Source organism: Nostoc sp. (assembly GCF_036917355.1).
Lineage (GTDB): Bacteria > Cyanobacteriota > Cyanobacteriia > Cyanobacteriales > Nostocaceae > Nostoc.
The window spans coordinates 123,948-140,104 of record NZ_JBALDP010000026.1; the positions used below are offsets into that span (position 1 = coordinate 123,948).

Annotated in this window: 16 protein-coding genes; 3 read left to right on the top strand and 13 right to left on the bottom strand. The window is 40.7% G+C overall.

Annotation, left to right across the window (positions count from 1 at the left end; translation table 11 throughout):
• Nucleotides 1–62: 62 nt before the first annotated feature.
• Nucleotides 63–1,514: an efflux RND transporter periplasmic adaptor subunit gene (locus V7K53_RS07580; RefSeq protein ID WP_335196947.1), complete on the bottom strand. Its 1,452-nt coding sequence runs from the start codon at nucleotides 1,512–1,514 to the stop codon at nucleotides 63–65.
• A gap of 549 nt (nucleotides 1,515–2,063) precedes the next feature.
• Between V7K53_RS07580 and V7K53_RS07585 the strand changes: the two genes are divergently transcribed.
• Together V7K53_RS07585 and V7K53_RS07590 are read left to right on the top strand one after the other, a co-directional pair.
• Nucleotides 2,064–2,603 carry a phycobiliprotein lyase gene (locus V7K53_RS07585; RefSeq protein ID WP_335196948.1) on the top strand — a complete coding sequence of 180 codons (540 nt, stop codon included), beginning with the start codon at nucleotides 2,064–2,066 and terminating at the stop codon, nucleotides 2,601–2,603.
• A gap of 264 nt (nucleotides 2,604–2,867) precedes the next feature.
• Nucleotides 2,868–3,182, top strand: a complete 315-nt coding sequence (locus tag V7K53_RS07590; RefSeq protein ID WP_194041514.1) for an RNA recognition motif domain-containing protein — start codon at nucleotides 2,868–2,870, stop codon at nucleotides 3,180–3,182.
• An 84-nt stretch (nucleotides 3,183–3,266) separates the two neighbouring features.
• On the opposite strand, the gene V7K53_RS07595 is transcribed toward V7K53_RS07590, so the two are convergent.
• The 9 genes from V7K53_RS07595 to V7K53_RS07635 all read right to left on the bottom strand — a co-directional run bounded on the left by V7K53_RS07595 (nucleotide 3,267) and on the right by V7K53_RS07635 (nucleotide 10,206).
• Nucleotides 3,267–3,668, bottom strand: coding sequence for a nuclear transport factor 2 family protein (locus V7K53_RS07595; RefSeq protein ID WP_335196949.1), 402 nt, complete (start codon nucleotides 3,666–3,668; stop codon nucleotides 3,267–3,269).
• Between the two features lie 219 nt (nucleotides 3,669–3,887).
• Nucleotides 3,888–4,064, bottom strand: coding sequence for a hypothetical protein (locus tag V7K53_RS07600; RefSeq protein ID WP_335196950.1), 177 nt, complete (start codon nucleotides 4,062–4,064; stop codon nucleotides 3,888–3,890).
• Between the two features lie 314 nt (nucleotides 4,065–4,378).
• Entirely contained in the window at nucleotides 4,379–5,137 is a 759-nt protein-coding gene (locus V7K53_RS07605) for a YebC/PmpR family DNA-binding transcriptional regulator (protein WP_335196951.1), read from the bottom strand.
• Between the two features lie 176 nt (nucleotides 5,138–5,313).
• The gene (locus V7K53_RS07610; RefSeq protein WP_335196952.1) at nucleotides 5,314–6,882 is read right to left on the bottom strand and encodes a metallophosphoesterase family protein; all 1,569 of its coding nucleotides are present in this window, start codon (nucleotides 6,880–6,882) and stop codon (nucleotides 5,314–5,316) included.
• A 218-nt stretch (nucleotides 6,883–7,100) separates the two neighbouring features.
• Nucleotides 7,101–7,526: a type II toxin-antitoxin system VapC family toxin gene (locus tag V7K53_RS07615; protein ID WP_335196953.1), complete on the bottom strand. Its 426-nt coding sequence runs from the start codon at nucleotides 7,524–7,526 to the stop codon at nucleotides 7,101–7,103.
• Between the two features lie 7 nt (nucleotides 7,527–7,533).
• Complete coding sequence (locus V7K53_RS07620; RefSeq protein ID WP_335196954.1) at nucleotides 7,534–7,749, bottom strand: hypothetical protein; 216 nt, start codon at nucleotides 7,747–7,749, stop codon at nucleotides 7,534–7,536.
• Nucleotides 7,750–7,875: 126 nt separating this feature from the next.
• Complete coding sequence (locus V7K53_RS07625; protein WP_335196955.1) at nucleotides 7,876–9,108, bottom strand: damage-control phosphatase ARMT1 family protein; 1,233 nt, start codon at nucleotides 9,106–9,108, stop codon at nucleotides 7,876–7,878.
• A 219-nt stretch (nucleotides 9,109–9,327) separates the two neighbouring features.
• Nucleotides 9,328–9,732, bottom strand: coding sequence for a hypothetical protein (locus V7K53_RS07630; protein WP_335191616.1), 405 nt, complete (start codon nucleotides 9,730–9,732; stop codon nucleotides 9,328–9,330).
• Nucleotides 9,733–9,981: 249 nt separating this feature from the next.
• Nucleotides 9,982–10,206, bottom strand: coding sequence for a hypothetical protein (locus V7K53_RS07635; RefSeq protein WP_335191618.1), 225 nt, complete (start codon nucleotides 10,204–10,206; stop codon nucleotides 9,982–9,984).
• Between the two features lie 573 nt (nucleotides 10,207–10,779).
• Here V7K53_RS07635 and V7K53_RS07640 point away from each other — a divergent pair.
• On the top strand, nucleotides 10,780–11,064 hold the full coding sequence (locus V7K53_RS07640; protein WP_335191620.1) for a DUF427 domain-containing protein: 285 nt from the start codon (nucleotides 10,780–10,782) through the stop codon (nucleotides 11,062–11,064).
• 133 nt (nucleotides 11,065–11,197) lie between these two features.
• Here the strand turns inward: V7K53_RS07640 and V7K53_RS07645 are convergent, their stop codons facing one another.
• The 3 genes from V7K53_RS07645 to V7K53_RS07655 all read right to left on the bottom strand — a co-directional run bounded on the left by V7K53_RS07645 (nucleotide 11,198) and on the right by V7K53_RS07655 (nucleotide 15,991).
• Nucleotides 11,198–12,211 (bottom strand): PEP-CTERM sorting domain-containing protein, encoded by a 1,014-nt coding sequence (locus V7K53_RS07645; RefSeq protein ID WP_335196956.1) that lies wholly within the window; start codon nucleotides 12,209–12,211, stop codon nucleotides 11,198–11,200.
• 288 nt (nucleotides 12,212–12,499) lie between these two features.
• Entirely contained in the window at nucleotides 12,500–12,673 is a 174-nt protein-coding gene (locus tag V7K53_RS07650; RefSeq protein WP_335191624.1) for a hypothetical protein, read from the bottom strand.
• A gap of 273 nt (nucleotides 12,674–12,946) precedes the next feature.
• Nucleotides 12,947–15,991: a hybrid sensor histidine kinase/response regulator gene (locus V7K53_RS07655; protein WP_335196958.1), complete on the bottom strand. Its 3,045-nt coding sequence runs from the start codon at nucleotides 15,989–15,991 to the stop codon at nucleotides 12,947–12,949.
• Between the last annotated feature and the right edge of the window lie 166 nt (nucleotides 15,992–16,157).

The window sequence follows — 16,157 nt, forward strand, 5'->3', positions numbered from 1 at the left end:
AAGTGATAAGTGCTGACTACTGAGTACTTTTTTCTTTGGGATGGTGGTTATTGCTCACCCTACTATTGCTTTTCTGAAAGAATTGAAAGACTCACAGTGTCACCTTCTTTTAACGGCTTACCACTACGAACAACATAGCGCTCTCCCGCTTGCAAACCGGATAAAATTTCCACTTTGCCATCAGCTTTTTGTCCTAATGTGACAGCACGCATTGCTACTTTCGTCTTACCATCTGTGTCTTTCACCACAAATAGCGTCCCCGATGAATTTTCTTGCTCTTTCTCTGCTGCCTTTGCTGCTCCTGCTTGTTTTTGAATAGCTGTTTGCGGTACTACTACCCGCTGTTGTGTCTGGTTTTGAAAGTTGACTCGCGCCAGTAGTCCGCTGCCAATCTTACCTTGAGTGTTGGGAATCACTACTTCTACAGGTATCAAGCGAGCTGTGGCATCGGCAGCTGGAGAAATGCGCGTAACTCTGCCAATTAATGCTTCTTTGGGGAAGGCATCTAAACGGACTTGTACAGACTGCCCAACCTGAATTTGTGCCAGTTCTAATTCGGAAACTTGAACGACGACTTTGACACGGTTAAAGTCGCCAATTTTCAAAACTTCGCTACCTGCTTGCAGAAGATTGCCTGGTTCTGTCACCTTTTCTGTAACTATGCCAGCGATTGGAGACACCAGCCGAGCATAAGAGCTGCGCTCTTTGGTTTGGGCAACCAATGCTTGTTGAGCAAGTACTCTACCTTGGGCAGCAGCGACGGCTTGCTGTTCTGTACGAACTTGTTCTTGAGCTGCCCGGAGTGCCTGGGCGGCTGTTTTTGCCTGGGTACGTGCTTGCTGGGCAGTTTGTTCCGCGATCGCTCCAGCTTTGAACAACCTCTGCTGTCGTTCTGAGTCTGCTTGAGCTTGTACTACTTCTAGGCGCGCCCGTTCAACGTCTGCACGGGCATTGCTTACCTGATTGGTTGCCCTAGCTACTTCTGATTTGAGGGCAGCTAGCTCTGCTTCTGCTTGTTTTAATTCGGTCGAAAGTATGGCATCATCTAACCGCCCGACGTTTTGCCCCTGCTTTACTGTATCGCCCACATCAAGGTTTAAAGCTAACAATCGTGCTTCTACTTGCGATCGCAGTGACACAATTCGGAAGGGTGTTGTATTACCTGTATATTCTGGTTGTATTTGCAGCGTATCAGTTCGAGCGATCGCCGCATCTACAGCCGTTGCACTAGCACCACGCTGTCCACTACCAGGACTTTGAGATTGTGCATCAGCTGGTTCTTCCTTGGGGAGCGCTCCACAATTCGCTGTCAGCATTCCTATGCCCAGCAAACAGGGAATCAATAATATGGATGTAAAACGGGAAGACACCTTTGTATCAAAACTATTTTTTACATCTGCAACAGCCATATTAGTCTTCACAACTGAATCTAACTGGGTATTAATTACCTGGTTAGCGGCTGCGAAAGGTAAGATTTTCGCCTGCTTGTGCGGCTTATTTCTATCCAAAATCATTTTTTTTCTCGTATTTGGGGAGCTTTTTGGGTTAAACAGCCGTGCATTACCAAGTAATTTTGAGACATTATGACCAGTGAAAAGCGGCGAGAGTCAATTAGCTATCTTCTTGCAGAATTTTGTATCAAAAATTACTTTGTATTCAAAAAATTCTCACCACTTTAACTCATTACATTGATTCGGCAGCTTTTTAGCTGTCGATGCAATTCTTAACTCAGTATAAATATTTTTAAATTTATTGGAATCTGCCCTTGGTAGAAGACTTGCATTGACTGAAGATACGCGAGTTTTGCGCCCTTTCTTCTAAAATTAGCAGTATTTAAATAATTATACTTAGGCTTACATAGCCAGATTTAATCTAGTTAGCAAAATGCCTAGTAATTTTTACGTTCGATCCAATATATTAAGAATAGTAAACATAAATTGCTTTTTTTTACGCTGTCATATCTCCATCGGGCGTAGGCGTAGCCCGTCGTAGACATCGCATATACAGCCAAGAAAAGGGCGATATATATTACAGCCATCAATAATTAGTTAGGAAAATTACAAGTGACATCATTGCTAAAAATTGCCCAAACTGCTGACGAAGCCCAGATTTCCGAGTTTTTCCAGGAATCAGCGGGTAAGTGGCGATCGCAACGGCGCTACTATACCCTACCCAAGGGAGAAACAAAGGAGATGGAGAGTATAGTTACGATCAATTTTCTCCAGCAGGGCTGTGATGAATTGCAAAACCTAGCTCAGATGCACGATTTGCCTGATACAGGTAGTTTGATCTGTGGTGCAGCAGTTACATGGGAAAGTATGGATGTGCTGAAGGACAGGAAAGAGTCGCAAGGTTCAACTATATTTGGAGCTTTAGGAAACATTTTGTACCGCGATCGCGGTTTTGCCATATCCAAACCAGTCACCGCTCAGTATTATTTCTCTAACCCTAAAACAATGTGTTTGCGAACTGAGTACAACGGTTCGGTGTTTGAAGAAGAGTTAAAGCTAATTGGCAGCAAATACCGCACCAGACAAACCATTATTTCCCGTGCTGGTGAGCAGTTGATGATTGGTCAATATTTAGAAAAGAGAGTGGATTAGTCGATCTTCTGGGTGCGGTTCACTATAGCCTCACCCGTTTTTAGACCAGCCAGCATCTAGCTATTAACCACTTATATAACTTTTTATAACAGTTTTTCAAACTTTTACCCAGAAATTTGCTTCCTATGTCATCATGGGAAGTGAAATGAGAATTAATTCGGCGACAGTGTTTGTTTTTAGTATTGACAGGCTTTTTCCTTTTGGTATTACAGACTTCTCTCCGAAATCTAAATCTCTACAAACTTATGATTTTGGAGACATTTGATGTCAATTTACGTTGGTAACCTCTCCTATGATGTTACACAAGATGCGCTGAGTGCTGTATTTGCAGAATATGGTGCTGTAAAGCGTGTTCAACTACCCACTGACCGTGAAACAGGTCGTTTACGCGGCTTCGCTTTCGTGGAAATGAGTTCAGAAGATGAAGAAGCAAAAGCTATTGAAGCTCTTGATGGTGCTGAATGGCTTGGTCGTGACCTTAAGGTAAATAAAGCCAAGCCCAAAGAAGACAGAAGTGGTGGTTCCTTTGGAAACCGTGGTGGTGGCGGCGGCTACAACCGCAGCAACAACCGCTACTAAGCTTAATTGAATTTAGAAAAGGCTCAGGCAGAAATGCTTGAGCCTTTTTTATGCAAAACTTTGATTCTAAATAATTTCAAGCAATTACTTATCATACTGCACTGATGATTCTCTAACCAAAGTGCCCTGATGAAAGATCATTTTCCATCGATCGTTGTTTAATTTCCAGATGGAACTTCGCAGCGAATGAACAGGTTGTTCGTCAGATATATGCCTGACTATACGATAAGTTACTAAAACAACCCCTGTTGCTAAAACTAACGTTTTGAATTCTGTTATCAATCTTTGAGGCAGGGGTTGGATAGGTTCATTCTGCAAGCTCTCGATAATTTGCTGTTTATTAAAAACACGCCCTGAGCTTCCGAATTCAATGAACTCGTCAGCAAGTAAATCCATGATATCTTTAGCTGACTTTCGGACATCGGGTTGAAGCAAACGCTCCTCCAACTCACGAAAAAGTGATTCTTCTAAATAGTCTGTTTTCATATATGTTTTGAAGACTAAATTGGATGGTAGCAGATATGATTAGGCGATCGCTTTGAACTTTGATTTTTATACGATCGCACCCTTGAGCAAGTTAATTAAAAAAACCCGCTGATTGGTAGGGATTCCAGCGGGATTAAATAATACAGTTTTTGTTCAGAGAAACCAACACTAAACTTAATTACAGAGCTACTAGAAACTTTTACGACTAATAGTAACTATTTATAAGTGTTTATGAGCTAGTTTTTTAGTATGATGTCTGTGATGTTTAATGTGATGAACTTTAGCAGATTTTACGCTAGTATGACGGATAGTTTTAGCTTGAGCTTGAGATGCAAAAGCGGTTACAGGTGCAGCAAAAATTAGAGCCAAAAGTAAAGCTTTAGCGAACTTATTCACTTGAAAATCCTCATCAGGTAATCGACAATTTAACTATCCAATAGACGTATGTCATAAGTTTGTAATTGAGATGAATCTTTTATGTCTATTTTTACATTCGTCAAATATAGGATTTACTCGGTTAAACCAAGAGACGCGATGAATCGCCGTCTCTACAATCTAGAATTTTCATCAAAAAAGCTTAATTGAATCGTATTGGGCTTACGTGGAATACTTAGGTAAAAAATACTTGCTGGTATTTCAATCTTAAATGTAACAATCTGGACATTATCCAAATAACTGTAATTTAGCTATGATACTTGGGTTAATTTTGATTAAGAAATGGCGACAGACATCAATTCTTCTGATATTTCAAAGTTAGCTGTGACATTTTGCACGTCATCCAAGCCTTCTAGAGTATCAATTAACTTGAATAGCGATCGCGCCCGATCGGGATCGGTAACTTCTACACTATTACTAGGAATCCAGCGCAATTCGGCATCAGTTACCTTAAAGCCTTGATTTTTGAGTGTCTGACTAAGGGTTTCTAAATTTCCAATATCAGTAAACACCTCAGCCATCTCATCTTCAGTCATCTCATAAGACTGGGCACCGCCTTCGAGGGATGCTTCTAAAAGCTGTTCTTCGTCAACCACACCCTGCACAACACAAACGCCTTTTTGTTCAAACATCCAGCTAACGCAACCTGTTTCACCAAGATTGCCACCATTTTTACTAAAAGCTACACGCAAGTCAGCAGCAGTGCGATTGCGATTATCTGTGAGGGCTTCGATTAAAATCGCTACACCACCAGGGCCATAACCTTCATAGCGAATCGCTTCAAAAGTAGCGCTATCGCCGCCAAAAGTGCCTGCACCTTTAGCGATCGCTCGTTCAATATTATCATTGGGAATACTCGCAGCTTTAGCCTTGTCAACTGCTGTGCGAAGTTGAAAATTCAGCGCCGGATCTGGTACACCGCTTCTAGCCGCAACGATAATCGCCCGCGATAACTGAGTGAAGGTTTTTCCCCTTTTTGCATCTACTACCGCTTTCTGGCGCTTAATATTTGCCCATTTACTATGTCCTGCCATAATTTGAGACGATCGTAACTCTATTTAAGATTAGGATATACCTAGCTTTTATCTCAATGCAAAGGTGCATTTGGTAAAAGTTCGCCAAGATAATCATTCAAAGCAACCCAGCAGCACTGAGATTTGATTTTCAAGTAAGATGAAGAATCGTGTAGTTCAATTACTTCCCATCCCGTTTAAATCGCAAAAGGTTCAAGTTCCGTGTTATACCACTCTTGTTCAACCCGTTCAGTAATCAACGGTCTGATGATAAACTTGGGCGGGATACCATCCAGAACATCAATCCGCACACATGAATAAGGCAGTCGGTTCTGGAAATTGTAGTTATGACGGCCCACAAATAGCGTTGAATCGGCAACTTTCCGAGTGGGTTTACCTGCAATCTCAGCAAAAGTTTCCATCAATTCAGTCCCTTCTCGCCGTTGATAGCGGGGACGATGACCGCTCCCACCAGAGATAATACAGTTAATATGCGAGTCTGCAAATCCGGTATCAGTTGTGCAAAGATGCTCTAAACAGTGAGCGTGACCGTTTAAAATCAAATCGACTATGGGACGTTCTTTAATTAGAGTACCAAGAGTTTCTGCCACTTGTTCAAATACCCAGCGCAAACGGTGACGAACCGCCAAGGTTTGGGCTTGATTCCACTTGGTAGCCTCTGTGACGTAGGGAGGATGGTGGAAAAATATTACACGTCCGCGCACTTCGGAGGTATTCCAAGATTCGATTAATCTGCTTCGCAACCATTCAAGTTGTTCAAAATCGATCGCAGGCATTTGATGAGATGCTAGTTGTTTTTCAATGTCAATTTTAATTTCGTTTATTTGGTCTAATTTGGCACTAAAGTCATCAAGTAGTTCCGCTTCGGTGGGTTTATCTGGGTTGAGGCGATCGCATATTCCCAAAATCTCCAATTCTTCTCGATCTATTTCCTGGCGACGCTTTTGCAATTCCCGACGGTAAATTTCCCCTTCTTGAGTTGCAGGTAAAGGTGAGGGTGTATTAAAGGTATTAGAATCCAGTGCAAAAAAGTCAATCCCGCCGTAACGAAAGGTGTAATAGCGATTGGGTAAACGGGTAAACTGTCCAGGTTCATAACGCAAACAGCGCCCTGTGTCAGTCTTAGCAGTGTAGTGCCGATCTAAATGACGTTCTAACTCTTGTGGAGATATCGCCTGAGTATAGTCCATGAATGCTCGTGCATAAGCATTACCTTGATACGATCCATGCCAGCCAATCTCGATGTCTTTGTAGCGGAACAGGCGACGTAGTGATGATGTTGTGCCAGTAAATAAACGGTACATCAATGGCACATCGTAGTAATCATGATTACCAAGGACTGGCAAGAACGGCAGATTAAACACCATGTGGTCATAAGGAATGCTTTTCGGGTTGTCACCACCGACAAGAAATTCCCGGTAAGGCTCAATAAAGTTTGTTGAATAATATTCTTGGGAACCCACCACATAGATTACATCGCCAGTATGTAACACAAAGCTGCAATCATCGCGGTGAGGCAGCATCAGTTCGGCAACTTTTCGTTGGGGGTGGTGTCGAGAATGAGATTTAGTGCCGGAATCGCCGATAACCATAAAGGAAAATTCTGGATTATCTTGCCTGCGATCGTCAATAACTAGACTGGTTTGGTCAATTCCCCGTTGCACAAAACTTGGATGCATCCACCGCACCCGTTCCTTCATCTTTTGAATTTTCACAGGAATCGGTGGATCGGAAATCAATTTCATGGCTGATAACTCTAGAATGCCTAACGCACACGCCAATTGTAACGAAATATTTAATTGTCATTTATCATTTGTGAATAAGCAATGCCCTTAATGAGTGCTGAGTCTTGAGTGCTGTTAGCAGATAGCTATGATTTAGCGCTTGCTGAGTGGGAATCTCATTTTTTTTACTCGCAACTTGGAACTGTTTTGTCCCATACCCAATGCCCAATGCCCAATCCTTACGGCAAATTTTCTCGCAGTAATGCTCGAAAGCCTGCTTGTTGAAAATGCTCATCGGCAGTCAGTGCTTCAGTGATTCCGCTATATTGCATGACAATAAAAGATACGCAATCGACAAACCCCCATTCTTTCTCTGTTTGTTCTCGATATAGCTCGAAAGCACGTTCGTAGAGTTCTTGGGAAAGGGGGACAATTTCTACTTTTGAGTCTGCTACTAGAGAATTTAATAATATAATTGCCGCCTGACGATAAGGTTGTTGGGATAAGGCATTGCCAATTTCCAACATTACCGCTTGTGTTGTCACCAAACGAGTTTCTGCTGCTTGTAACATTTTAGCCAGATGCAAGGCTCGGTCATGCAAGTGATCGCTCGGTGCAGATAAGGCAATGGCAAATGATGTATCAAGAAAGACTTCAGAATGCATGAAAAGTTTATTTACTGTACAAATATTTATCTATATTGCTAGACCAGTCAGCCGGCCCTTCGAGATTGAGCGATCGCGCCGTTTGCAAAAATGATACCGTTTCATATTCGCTTGGCGGTAAAATTTCAATACTGATTCGCACGCGAGTATTGATTGGCAGTGCGATCGGTTCAGCCGGATAGAACACTTTGCCATTAAACACAGCTGTGATTTTTTCTACCATTTTCCTTAGAAAGTTTTTCTAGTCTATCCTAAGCTGGTTGTGGTGATACGGGTAGGGTAAACGACCCTATAAATAGTGAAGATACGTATACTTGTCTTACAAATTATCTCGATTTTTCAAAATTGTCTAAACTACCAACTGAATCACACCCCATTGCCCATTTGTCAACCAAGAAGAGTCAGATTTGGCTACTTTCTCAATAACTTCTGGTTTTAAACCGACTGCTACTTCTGACTTTAGGGTGCGTAAAGCTACCATTGGCACGGGTAGGTAGCAGACTATATCTGCAATGTTGGTGGTAAGTTCCCAGTGGCGATCGCCTAATAATCGGCGATAATTGGCATCTCCTTTGACTATAACCAAACTCGCATTGGCTAACTCATTTTTGAGGTAGTTGGGTATTTCCCAAAAGGCTAAAGGCGATGTCCAAAAGTAATCTTCAGATAGTACTAAACGCCCTGATACAATATTGTCTTGCAGTCTTTGGGTAAAGGATATAAGTTGTTGATTTCCAGTAGCGGCTAAAAAACTTATTGTGTCATGTACATCCTTAATCATGGCATCAGATACAAAAGTCGGATGTGGCTTTAAGTGTAGGTAAACCCGATTAGCCAGTCCGCTACTTAATAAAAAGTCTACTAAACATAAATCACAAACAAGTTCAAAACCAGCATTATCTACAACAAAATCAATCCGTCCCCCTTGAGAGTTGATTAACAATTCCGTCACTTGGGAGGCATCATTGACTAGAATGTGAGCTAGTTGGGTTTGAATATCAAAACGACTGCGATCGCTCTCGGATGCTGACCATAAACTCAAGTCAACTCGATTTCCCCACAAAGCAAAATATAACAGCGCGATTAAAGCTGTTTGATTTGATTCTCCTTTCAGTTGGGAATTATTTAACCAATTGTTAGCGCGATCGCACAGTAAAATAATCGAATCTAGCGATGCTTCTAAACTTTGAGACTTTTGTAACTCAAATGGATCGACACCTTGCGATACACCAGGGCGAAAATAATTGGTAATTTCTAGAATCAACCGAAAAAAATAAGTTTCGGCAAAAAACCAAGGAACATCTAGCCAACGCTGACCTTTGTATAATTCTAAATATGTATTCCAGGCTGAAAAATCTACAGCAGTCTTATTTAAAAGAGGTTGCACATATCCTGCTGGCAATTCTTTTGCCAGATTTTCTAGGCTGGTATTAATTTCAGACGAGAAATTATTTTCAGCAATAACTTTGCGAGCGATCGCAGGCATTCGTTGAGTAACTGTATACTCAGTAAAAGAACCAACTTCTGACCCCAAAAGAGACGATGGTATGGGTAATTTGGGGATGTGGGATATATTCGCCACAAACTTTGATTCTCCTCATATTTTCAGTTATTCTAACCCCGTATGCGACTTTCTTTCAAACCTAATCAGTTTGATTAAGGTTTTGTGATGAAAATTCTAGATTGCAGAGACGCGATAAATCGCCGTCAAGACGAAAGACTGATTATTGTAGAGACGGCGATTTATCGCGTCTAGAGTTATGGGGAGATGCAAAGATGGATTCCAGCACCCCTAAATTGTCTATTGTGAATCATTGGTATCGCCAAATGATTTCATCTGTAACTCGACTGCATTGACGTAACCTCGATCGTTCAAAACTTCCGATGGTAACTTATTAGCCCTGATAGCAGCCTTAACCACATCTTTTGCAGTCAAGTATCCGGTTTGGTATCTGAATAACAAAGTGCCCCCACTGGGAATACCCTGCTCTCTTAAATAACCTTGATAAGCGAGAAATGCAATATTGAAGGGTTGCAGATATTTGGCATCTGTAGGATTTTTACGTAAAGTATTAGAGTTGACATCTGTATTTATTTGTCCACCGCCATTGTTAGTATTAACTGTTTGAGCGCCAGCAATTCCAGGCATAAAAGTCATAGAAGCAATGATAAGTGCAGAATTGAGCAAGGTTGTAAATTTCATCATTTTATCCTTGGTAAAGATTAGTTAGTGTTTTCAATTAAGGGAGTCTTATTTTTTAACAATTTCAAGCTCTTATAATTAGAGATCGTGTTTGTTCATTACTCAGAAAGTTGAGTTATACAATTACCTAAAAGCTTGAAAACTAAGCTTTTAAGAGAATTACTACAGGGTAAGAAGGGAGTGTTTTGGAAACAAAGGTGTAATTGATAAAATGATATAAGCTACACCTCAGAAGCCCAGAAGGAACTTAGGTCATTCAAAATTACCAAAACCCATCATGTAATAGGCAATAAAAGCAGTATCAAAGGGTTTGAGATAATTGGCATCCGTGGAATAGCTAGGAGAAGTTTCAGAGTTGACGGCTGTATTTATTGATGGGCTATTGTGATTCTTGGATTGATGAAAGCAATTGATTTTAGGCATAGAGTTAATCCAAGCAATAATATGTGCAGAATTTAGCGAGTTTGTGAATTTCATAGAGTTATCCTCAATTAGAACAAAATGTAATTGCAATCAGTATTCTCTAGTAATAGAGTCCACTGTTTTATTAATCTCAAACTTTTAGAATCAGTTCATCTGATAAATTAATTTATTAGTTACCCAAACGGCTTAGTCAAATTCACCCAAGTTGGAGAATTTGAACATAGAGAGAAGATTTAGTGAGAACTTCAAAGATGCAAAGAGATGCTAAATAAAATCTTTAGCTGAGAAGCATTTATCTAAGGTGCGTTAGCGTAGCTCACCGCAGGCATCGCTTACATATTTAGATATTTTTCGCTCAAGGCGATCAACCGAAATATAGCTTTGTTTTAGCTAATAAGCTTTCCATACCAATATGCTAGAAAATCTTTATGATGTAAGCAAATGCTTTTAATGTTCAAATTGATAAATAAAAGTGATTGTAATTAATATCTATAGGGAAATTCTGTAACTCATTGCCTCTTCTTGACTTCTGAACTATTTTGGCAGCGTCACGGGTTCTATAAATTCACTACAAATAAGCTGATAGTGTAAAAATGTTATATGTATAGTTTATTTACAAAGTCATTTATGCCGAAAGCAATTTGGAATGGAGCTACTTTAGCCGAGAGTGATAATACCGTAGTTGTAGAGGGCAACCATTATTTCCCTGTTGACGCCATTAACAAGCAGTACTTTACTGAAAGTAACACCCACACTACTTGTCCTTGGAAAGGTGTTGCCAGTTACTACAGTATCGAAGTTGATGGGCAAACCAATAAAGATGCTGCTTGGTATTATCCTACCGCCAAGGAGAAGGCTAAGAATATTGAAGGTTATGTGGCTTTCTGGAAGGGTGTAAAAGTTGAGGCTTAAGAAAGGTTCCTGGAATTATTTTAGTTCCAGGTAATTGATATTATGTCCGACTAATTGCCCATAAAATAATTAGCCCGTCTGTGCGGGCTAATTATTTAAACTATTTCATTTACAAACTTGTTTGAATAAGTAATTATACCTTTGCCTTGCGAAATACTACTTGCTTTCTCTTCACTAGCCAAGCCAGACTACCAGCAAGTATAGTACCAGCGATCGCACTTGGTTCGGGTACTGGTTTCGATAGAATAGCACCAGGGTTCAATATCAAAGTACCAGAGTTGATAGTTATGTTGCCTGCCGATCCTGAATTAATATTACCAGCAGCGATCGCGCTTGGTTCAGGTACTGGTCGTCTTAATAAAAGAAGATCGCCGACATTGAGACTGATGTTACCTCCTAAACCATCGCTGATTTGTCCAGAATTGCCGCTAGTGCTATTAGGAATCCTTACCTGACTACCACCTGTGATGACAAGGCTTTCGGCTGTAACAGTTATGTTGCCTCCTGCTTCTGAATTAATAATGTTACCACCGTTAATATACAGGCTACCAGTAGAGATAGTTAAATTGCCGCTAGGACTAGTTAAATTGCCGCCAATGGCGATCCTACTGAGAGCCGTTACATTACTATCATCAATTCCTGTTAGTCCACCATTGATCTCCAAATTCTGGCTGTTGATAGTGCTATTGATAAGTGTTAAGTTACCATCTATATTCACATTGTCGCCGCTGATGGTGCTATTAGTAAACGTTAGATTACTAGAATTGTAAGCGTTGATATTACCAGCGATCGCTAGCCCAGAAAGGGTAACATTCGCGGCGTTAATGTCAAACACGGGTAAGTGATTATTGCTACTGATGGTAAGTAAGTTAGCACCTGGGCCATTAATAGTGAGATTTTTAGCGATGGCAAGTACCCCACTCGTCAGGGTAATTGTACTAGAATGACTTCCCAATAGGAACTCCAGCACGTCATTGTTACTTGCAATGTTGATAGTGTCTCGCAATGAGCCAACGCCACTATCATTGAGATTGTTAACGATCAAGGTAGCAGCTTGTGCTGATTCCACTTGCATTATCACCCAACCCAGAGCAATGGCTATAGAAATACCTTGAGCAACAGCCTTTTTTCTATTATTTTTTGTCACCTAAAACTCCTCGGATTAATTTTTAAAAAAATAAAAAAGTCACTTGTATAGTTCATAAATACATAATGTATAAATTTAATCCACAAAACGGGTTTTGATAACTCGTTTAGGAATTGTATATAAGTTTTGCTTAAGGTTTAGTAACGATTCTATAAGCATTTGCCACAAATAGATAAGCTTTAGTAACAAAACAGTTTGTATTGGTAACGAACGGACAAGTTGTCGTTATCAATGGATAAGCATTCGTAACAAAATAAGTTGTATTGGTAACGAACGGACAAGTTGTCGTTACCAATGGATAAGCATTCGTAACCAAACAAGTTGTGTTGGTAACGAACGGACAAGCTTGGTAAAGACAACAACTTTATTTCTAACGACAGCTTTTGTGTTTTTCTCCTGTGCTTTAGTCCAAAGTGTAGTTGCGATCGCAGTAGCAACAGCCGTCAGTGTTACAGTCACCATAAATTCACTACAAATTGAGTTTATGTAGAAATTATTTCAATTGACACAAATAGTATGACGCAAAAGCTAGGCGATTACTGATATAACTCAGTTTTTTAACCCGCGCAGGTGGTCACTGAGCCTAGTCGAAGTGCGGGTTTTGTATTTCAACTCCGCTCAACACAAGTCTGTGTAGCCGCGATTTCTAATCGCCAAGGCACTATAAAACAAACGGTGCGTTAGCCTTTGGCATAACGCACCATAAAAAAATATATTAAACCTAATTATTAATTATCAATTAGACTCTGCCTGTTCTGCAACCGAATGAATTATTTCCTCGAGTGTTTGCAATAACTCTTGCTCGTTATAAGGTTTAGAAAAGTAAGCCCGCGCCCCCAATTGCATAGCTAGTTGCCGATGTTTATTGCTACTACGAGAAGTCAGCATTGCCACTGGAATCTTTTTTGTATCAACATCTGAATTTACCTTACCTAAAAAGCCATAACCATCAAGGCGAGGCATTTCAATATCACAAATTACTGCCTCAACCTTCAATCCACTATGGAGTTTTTCTAAGGCATCTTGACCATCTTTAGCTTGCTCTACTTGATACCCTCCTTTCTCAAGAGTTAGGGCTAAAAAGCGGCGTACATTAATCGAATCATCGACGATTAAAATTGTACCTTTCTGCTTAATAGATGCTGCTGATATTTTCTCTTCATCAAATATCAGGAACGGTGTTTTTAACCTTGCCGATGGTAATTGAGTTCCTCTGGGTGTCTTTTTATTGGTAGCAATCCAATACAGCAACTCATTAACATTAACTAGTGGCACGACTCGACCATCACCGAGAATTGTGCAGTTGCTGAAGCCTTCAGGTAAAGGTATATTCCCTTCAACTTGGCGAATCGCAACTTCTTGTTCGCCCCAGCAACGATCTATTTGGATAGCTACTGGCTGATTATTACCTTTGACTACTAACACACTGTTAGTACTAATGGCTGCCGGAATTTCCAACTCTGCGCTATCGTAGCGTAGGCAATTAAACTCTAAATAACGAGTTAAGCGAATCAGTGGCAGCATGGTTCCTTGCCAATTTAAAACTTCGCTACCAGCCATTTCAAAAACTCGCTCGTCTTGGAGTAAAGATATTTCTGAAATGACATCTGTGGGAAATGCTAATAGAATTTTGTTGATTTCTACCAGCAGAACTCGCGCAACGGAAAGTGTAAAGGGTAATGATAAAGTGAAGGTAGTACCAACTCCTGGTTCTGTATCAACTTTCACATCTCCTCGAATTAGTTTGAGGTTGTTGCGAACCACATCCATACCAACACCGCGACCAGATAATGCTGTGACTTGTTCGGAGGTAGTAAACCCTGGCTCAAAAATTAGTGATAATAATTCTTCATCACTAGCATTAGCCAGTAGAGAAGCATCCAATCCCATAGCTAAAGCGCGGGTGCGAATTTTCTCTAAAGAAATGCCCCAACCATCATCACGGATGGTGATGATGGTGCGATTACTGCGGTGAGTAGCTGTAATTTCAATTAATCCTTGTTCTGGTTTACCCAAAAGGCGACGCGTGGCAGAGTCTTCGATACCATGATCGAAAGCGTTCCTTAATAGGTGCATTAAAGGTTCGTTTAAAGCTTCTAAAATGCTGCGTTCAATTAAAGTGTTGCCACCTTCAATTTTTAACTGAACATTTTTCCCATACTCGACATTTAAATCGCGTAAAGCTCTGGGAAAACGTTCGATTAAATCGGACAGCGGCCGCATTCGGATGTGATTTAGCTTTGTTTGTAATTGTTTCGATGTTTTGTTGAGTTTACGAGCAATATGGTCTGTATCATCTACACTGAGTTGCACATCTGTTGTAACTTCCTGTACCTGAACAATGGTTTCCATAACTTCCTGCGATCGCAGGTTTAATTCGTTATAGCGATCCATTTCTAAGGCATCAAATTCTGTATTTGTACCTTCTACTTGATGGCCATTTTCAGCTTGTAGATGCGCCCCATTAAACATGGTAGCTTGAGTGGAAATTTTGTCGGAGACTATACGTAATTCCTGGTTTTCGCGGTCGAGAACTTGGACTCGTTGGTTGAGGTTACGAACGAGTTTACGTAATCTTTCTAGTTGTGAGTTTAAGCCATTTCGTTGAACAATCAGTTCGCCAAATAAATCATTAATTTGCTCTAGCTGTTTGCTAGGAACTCGAACACTATTTTCATGAATTTCTCGTTCTTTAGCAACGGCAACTGGCTCTCCTTTGCCTTCGCTCAATTTGGCATCTGGAGGATTCTCTTCTTTAGCAAATATTGTATTGTGTTCAGTGACATTGACAGCATTTACATCGTCGGCAAATTCTGCATCTACAAATGTAAAATTGGCTGCGATACCTGCGGTGGGCTGCGCCAACTCTTCTTCTTTAACCCAAGCTTCTGGAGTTATCTCTGCTTGCCAAACCTCTGTTGACACTGCTTCTGTGTCGAGGACATCTGTCGGGAGAAGTTGTGGTATCACTTCTGCTGGTAATAGCGGCAGGGATTGCGTAGAACTACCCAAATAAATTTCTGTAGGCAAATTATCTAGCTGATTCGTCAGCACCAAAGCTTGCGATCGCCGCCATGCTTGCAATGCTAACTGGGCAATTTCGGGAATGCGATCGCTACTAACAGTTTCCAAATGCTGCGTTACCGACTGACAAAGCTTGCTAAAAGCTGGCAACTGGAGCATTTCTCCTAAACCGCCTAATTCAGCTGCCAGGATTGCAATTTCTTCATGCAATCCGGCTTGTTCGCTATCTGCCAATATAGATTCTAGACGCTGCAAACACTCTTCTACTTCTGTGGCAAATAGCAAAGGGATAACGTCTTGCCCGTCCTCTGGGGATAGCATAGTTGAAGCATCTTCTGGGGTGGGGTCGCCCAAGCGATCGTGCAACTCATCGAAGATGGGATAACAAAAAGTTGCTAACCACTGATCTTCGACAACATTCCCTTCTGCAAGCAATTCTACAATTTGACGCAGCCAGTCAACTCCAGATAGCAATAAACTTTGCAACTGAGTATCAATTTCTAAAGAATTCTTTTTAGTTTTTAAAACTTTAAAGGAATCTTCCAGACGGTGAGATAAATCACTTAGCGATTTAAATCCCATCATCCCCGCGCCACCTTTAATAGAATGAGTGGCCCGGAGTGCAGCATTGATTTTATCTAAATCGATGCGATTACTAGTATCGATTTCCAGCAATACCCCTTCTAAGGTGTTTAAGTAATCTGTTGCTTCTTCCAGAAATTGCATCTGGATTTCTAATTCTTTGTCTTGTAGCATAGTTTTTGTCCTTAGTCATTGGTCATTGGTCATTGGTCATTAGTCATTAGTCATTGGTCATTGGTCATTAGTAAAAGGACAAAGGACAAATGACGAAAGATAAATAACAAAAGTCATTCGTCATTGGTCACTAGCAAATCGCAAAGGACAAAGGACAAATGACAAA

Coding starts and splice junctions, on each gene's coding strand:
- V7K53_RS07615 (WP_335196953.1), bottom strand. CDS start 7,526: ATGCATTCTGAAGTCTTTCTTGATACATCATTTGCCATTGCCTTATCT.
- V7K53_RS07605 (WP_335196951.1), bottom strand. CDS start 5,137: ATGGCAGGACATAGTAAATGGGCAAATATTAAGCGCCAGAAAGCGGTA.
- V7K53_RS07640 (WP_335191620.1), top strand. CDS start 10,780: ATGCCGAAAGCAATTTGGAATGGAGCTACTTTAGCCGAGAGTGATAAT.
- V7K53_RS07635 (WP_335191618.1), bottom strand. CDS start 10,206: ATGAAATTCACAAACTCGCTAAATTCTGCACATATTATTGCTTGGATT.
- V7K53_RS07655 (WP_335196958.1), bottom strand. CDS start 15,991: ATGCTACAAGACAAAGAATTAGAAATCCAGATGCAATTTCTGGAAGAA.
- V7K53_RS07630 (WP_335191616.1), bottom strand. CDS start 9,732: ATGATGAAATTTACAACCTTGCTCAATTCTGCACTTATCATTGCTTCT.
- V7K53_RS07610 (WP_335196952.1), bottom strand. CDS start 6,882: ATGAAATTGATTTCCGATCCACCGATTCCTGTGAAAATTCAAAAGATG.
- V7K53_RS07590 (WP_194041514.1), top strand. CDS start 2,868: ATGTCAATTTACGTTGGTAACCTCTCCTATGATGTTACACAAGATGCG.
- V7K53_RS07580 (WP_335196947.1), bottom strand. CDS start 1,514: ATGATTTTGGATAGAAATAAGCCGCACAAGCAGGCGAAAATCTTACCT.
- V7K53_RS07595 (WP_335196949.1), bottom strand. CDS start 3,668: ATGAAAACAGACTATTTAGAAGAATCACTTTTTCGTGAGTTGGAGGAG.
- V7K53_RS07650 (WP_335191624.1), bottom strand. CDS start 12,673: ATGGTGACTGTAACACTGACGGCTGTTGCTACTGCGATCGCAACTACA.
- V7K53_RS07620 (WP_335196954.1), bottom strand. CDS start 7,749: ATGGTAGAAAAAATCACAGCTGTGTTTAATGGCAAAGTGTTCTATCCG.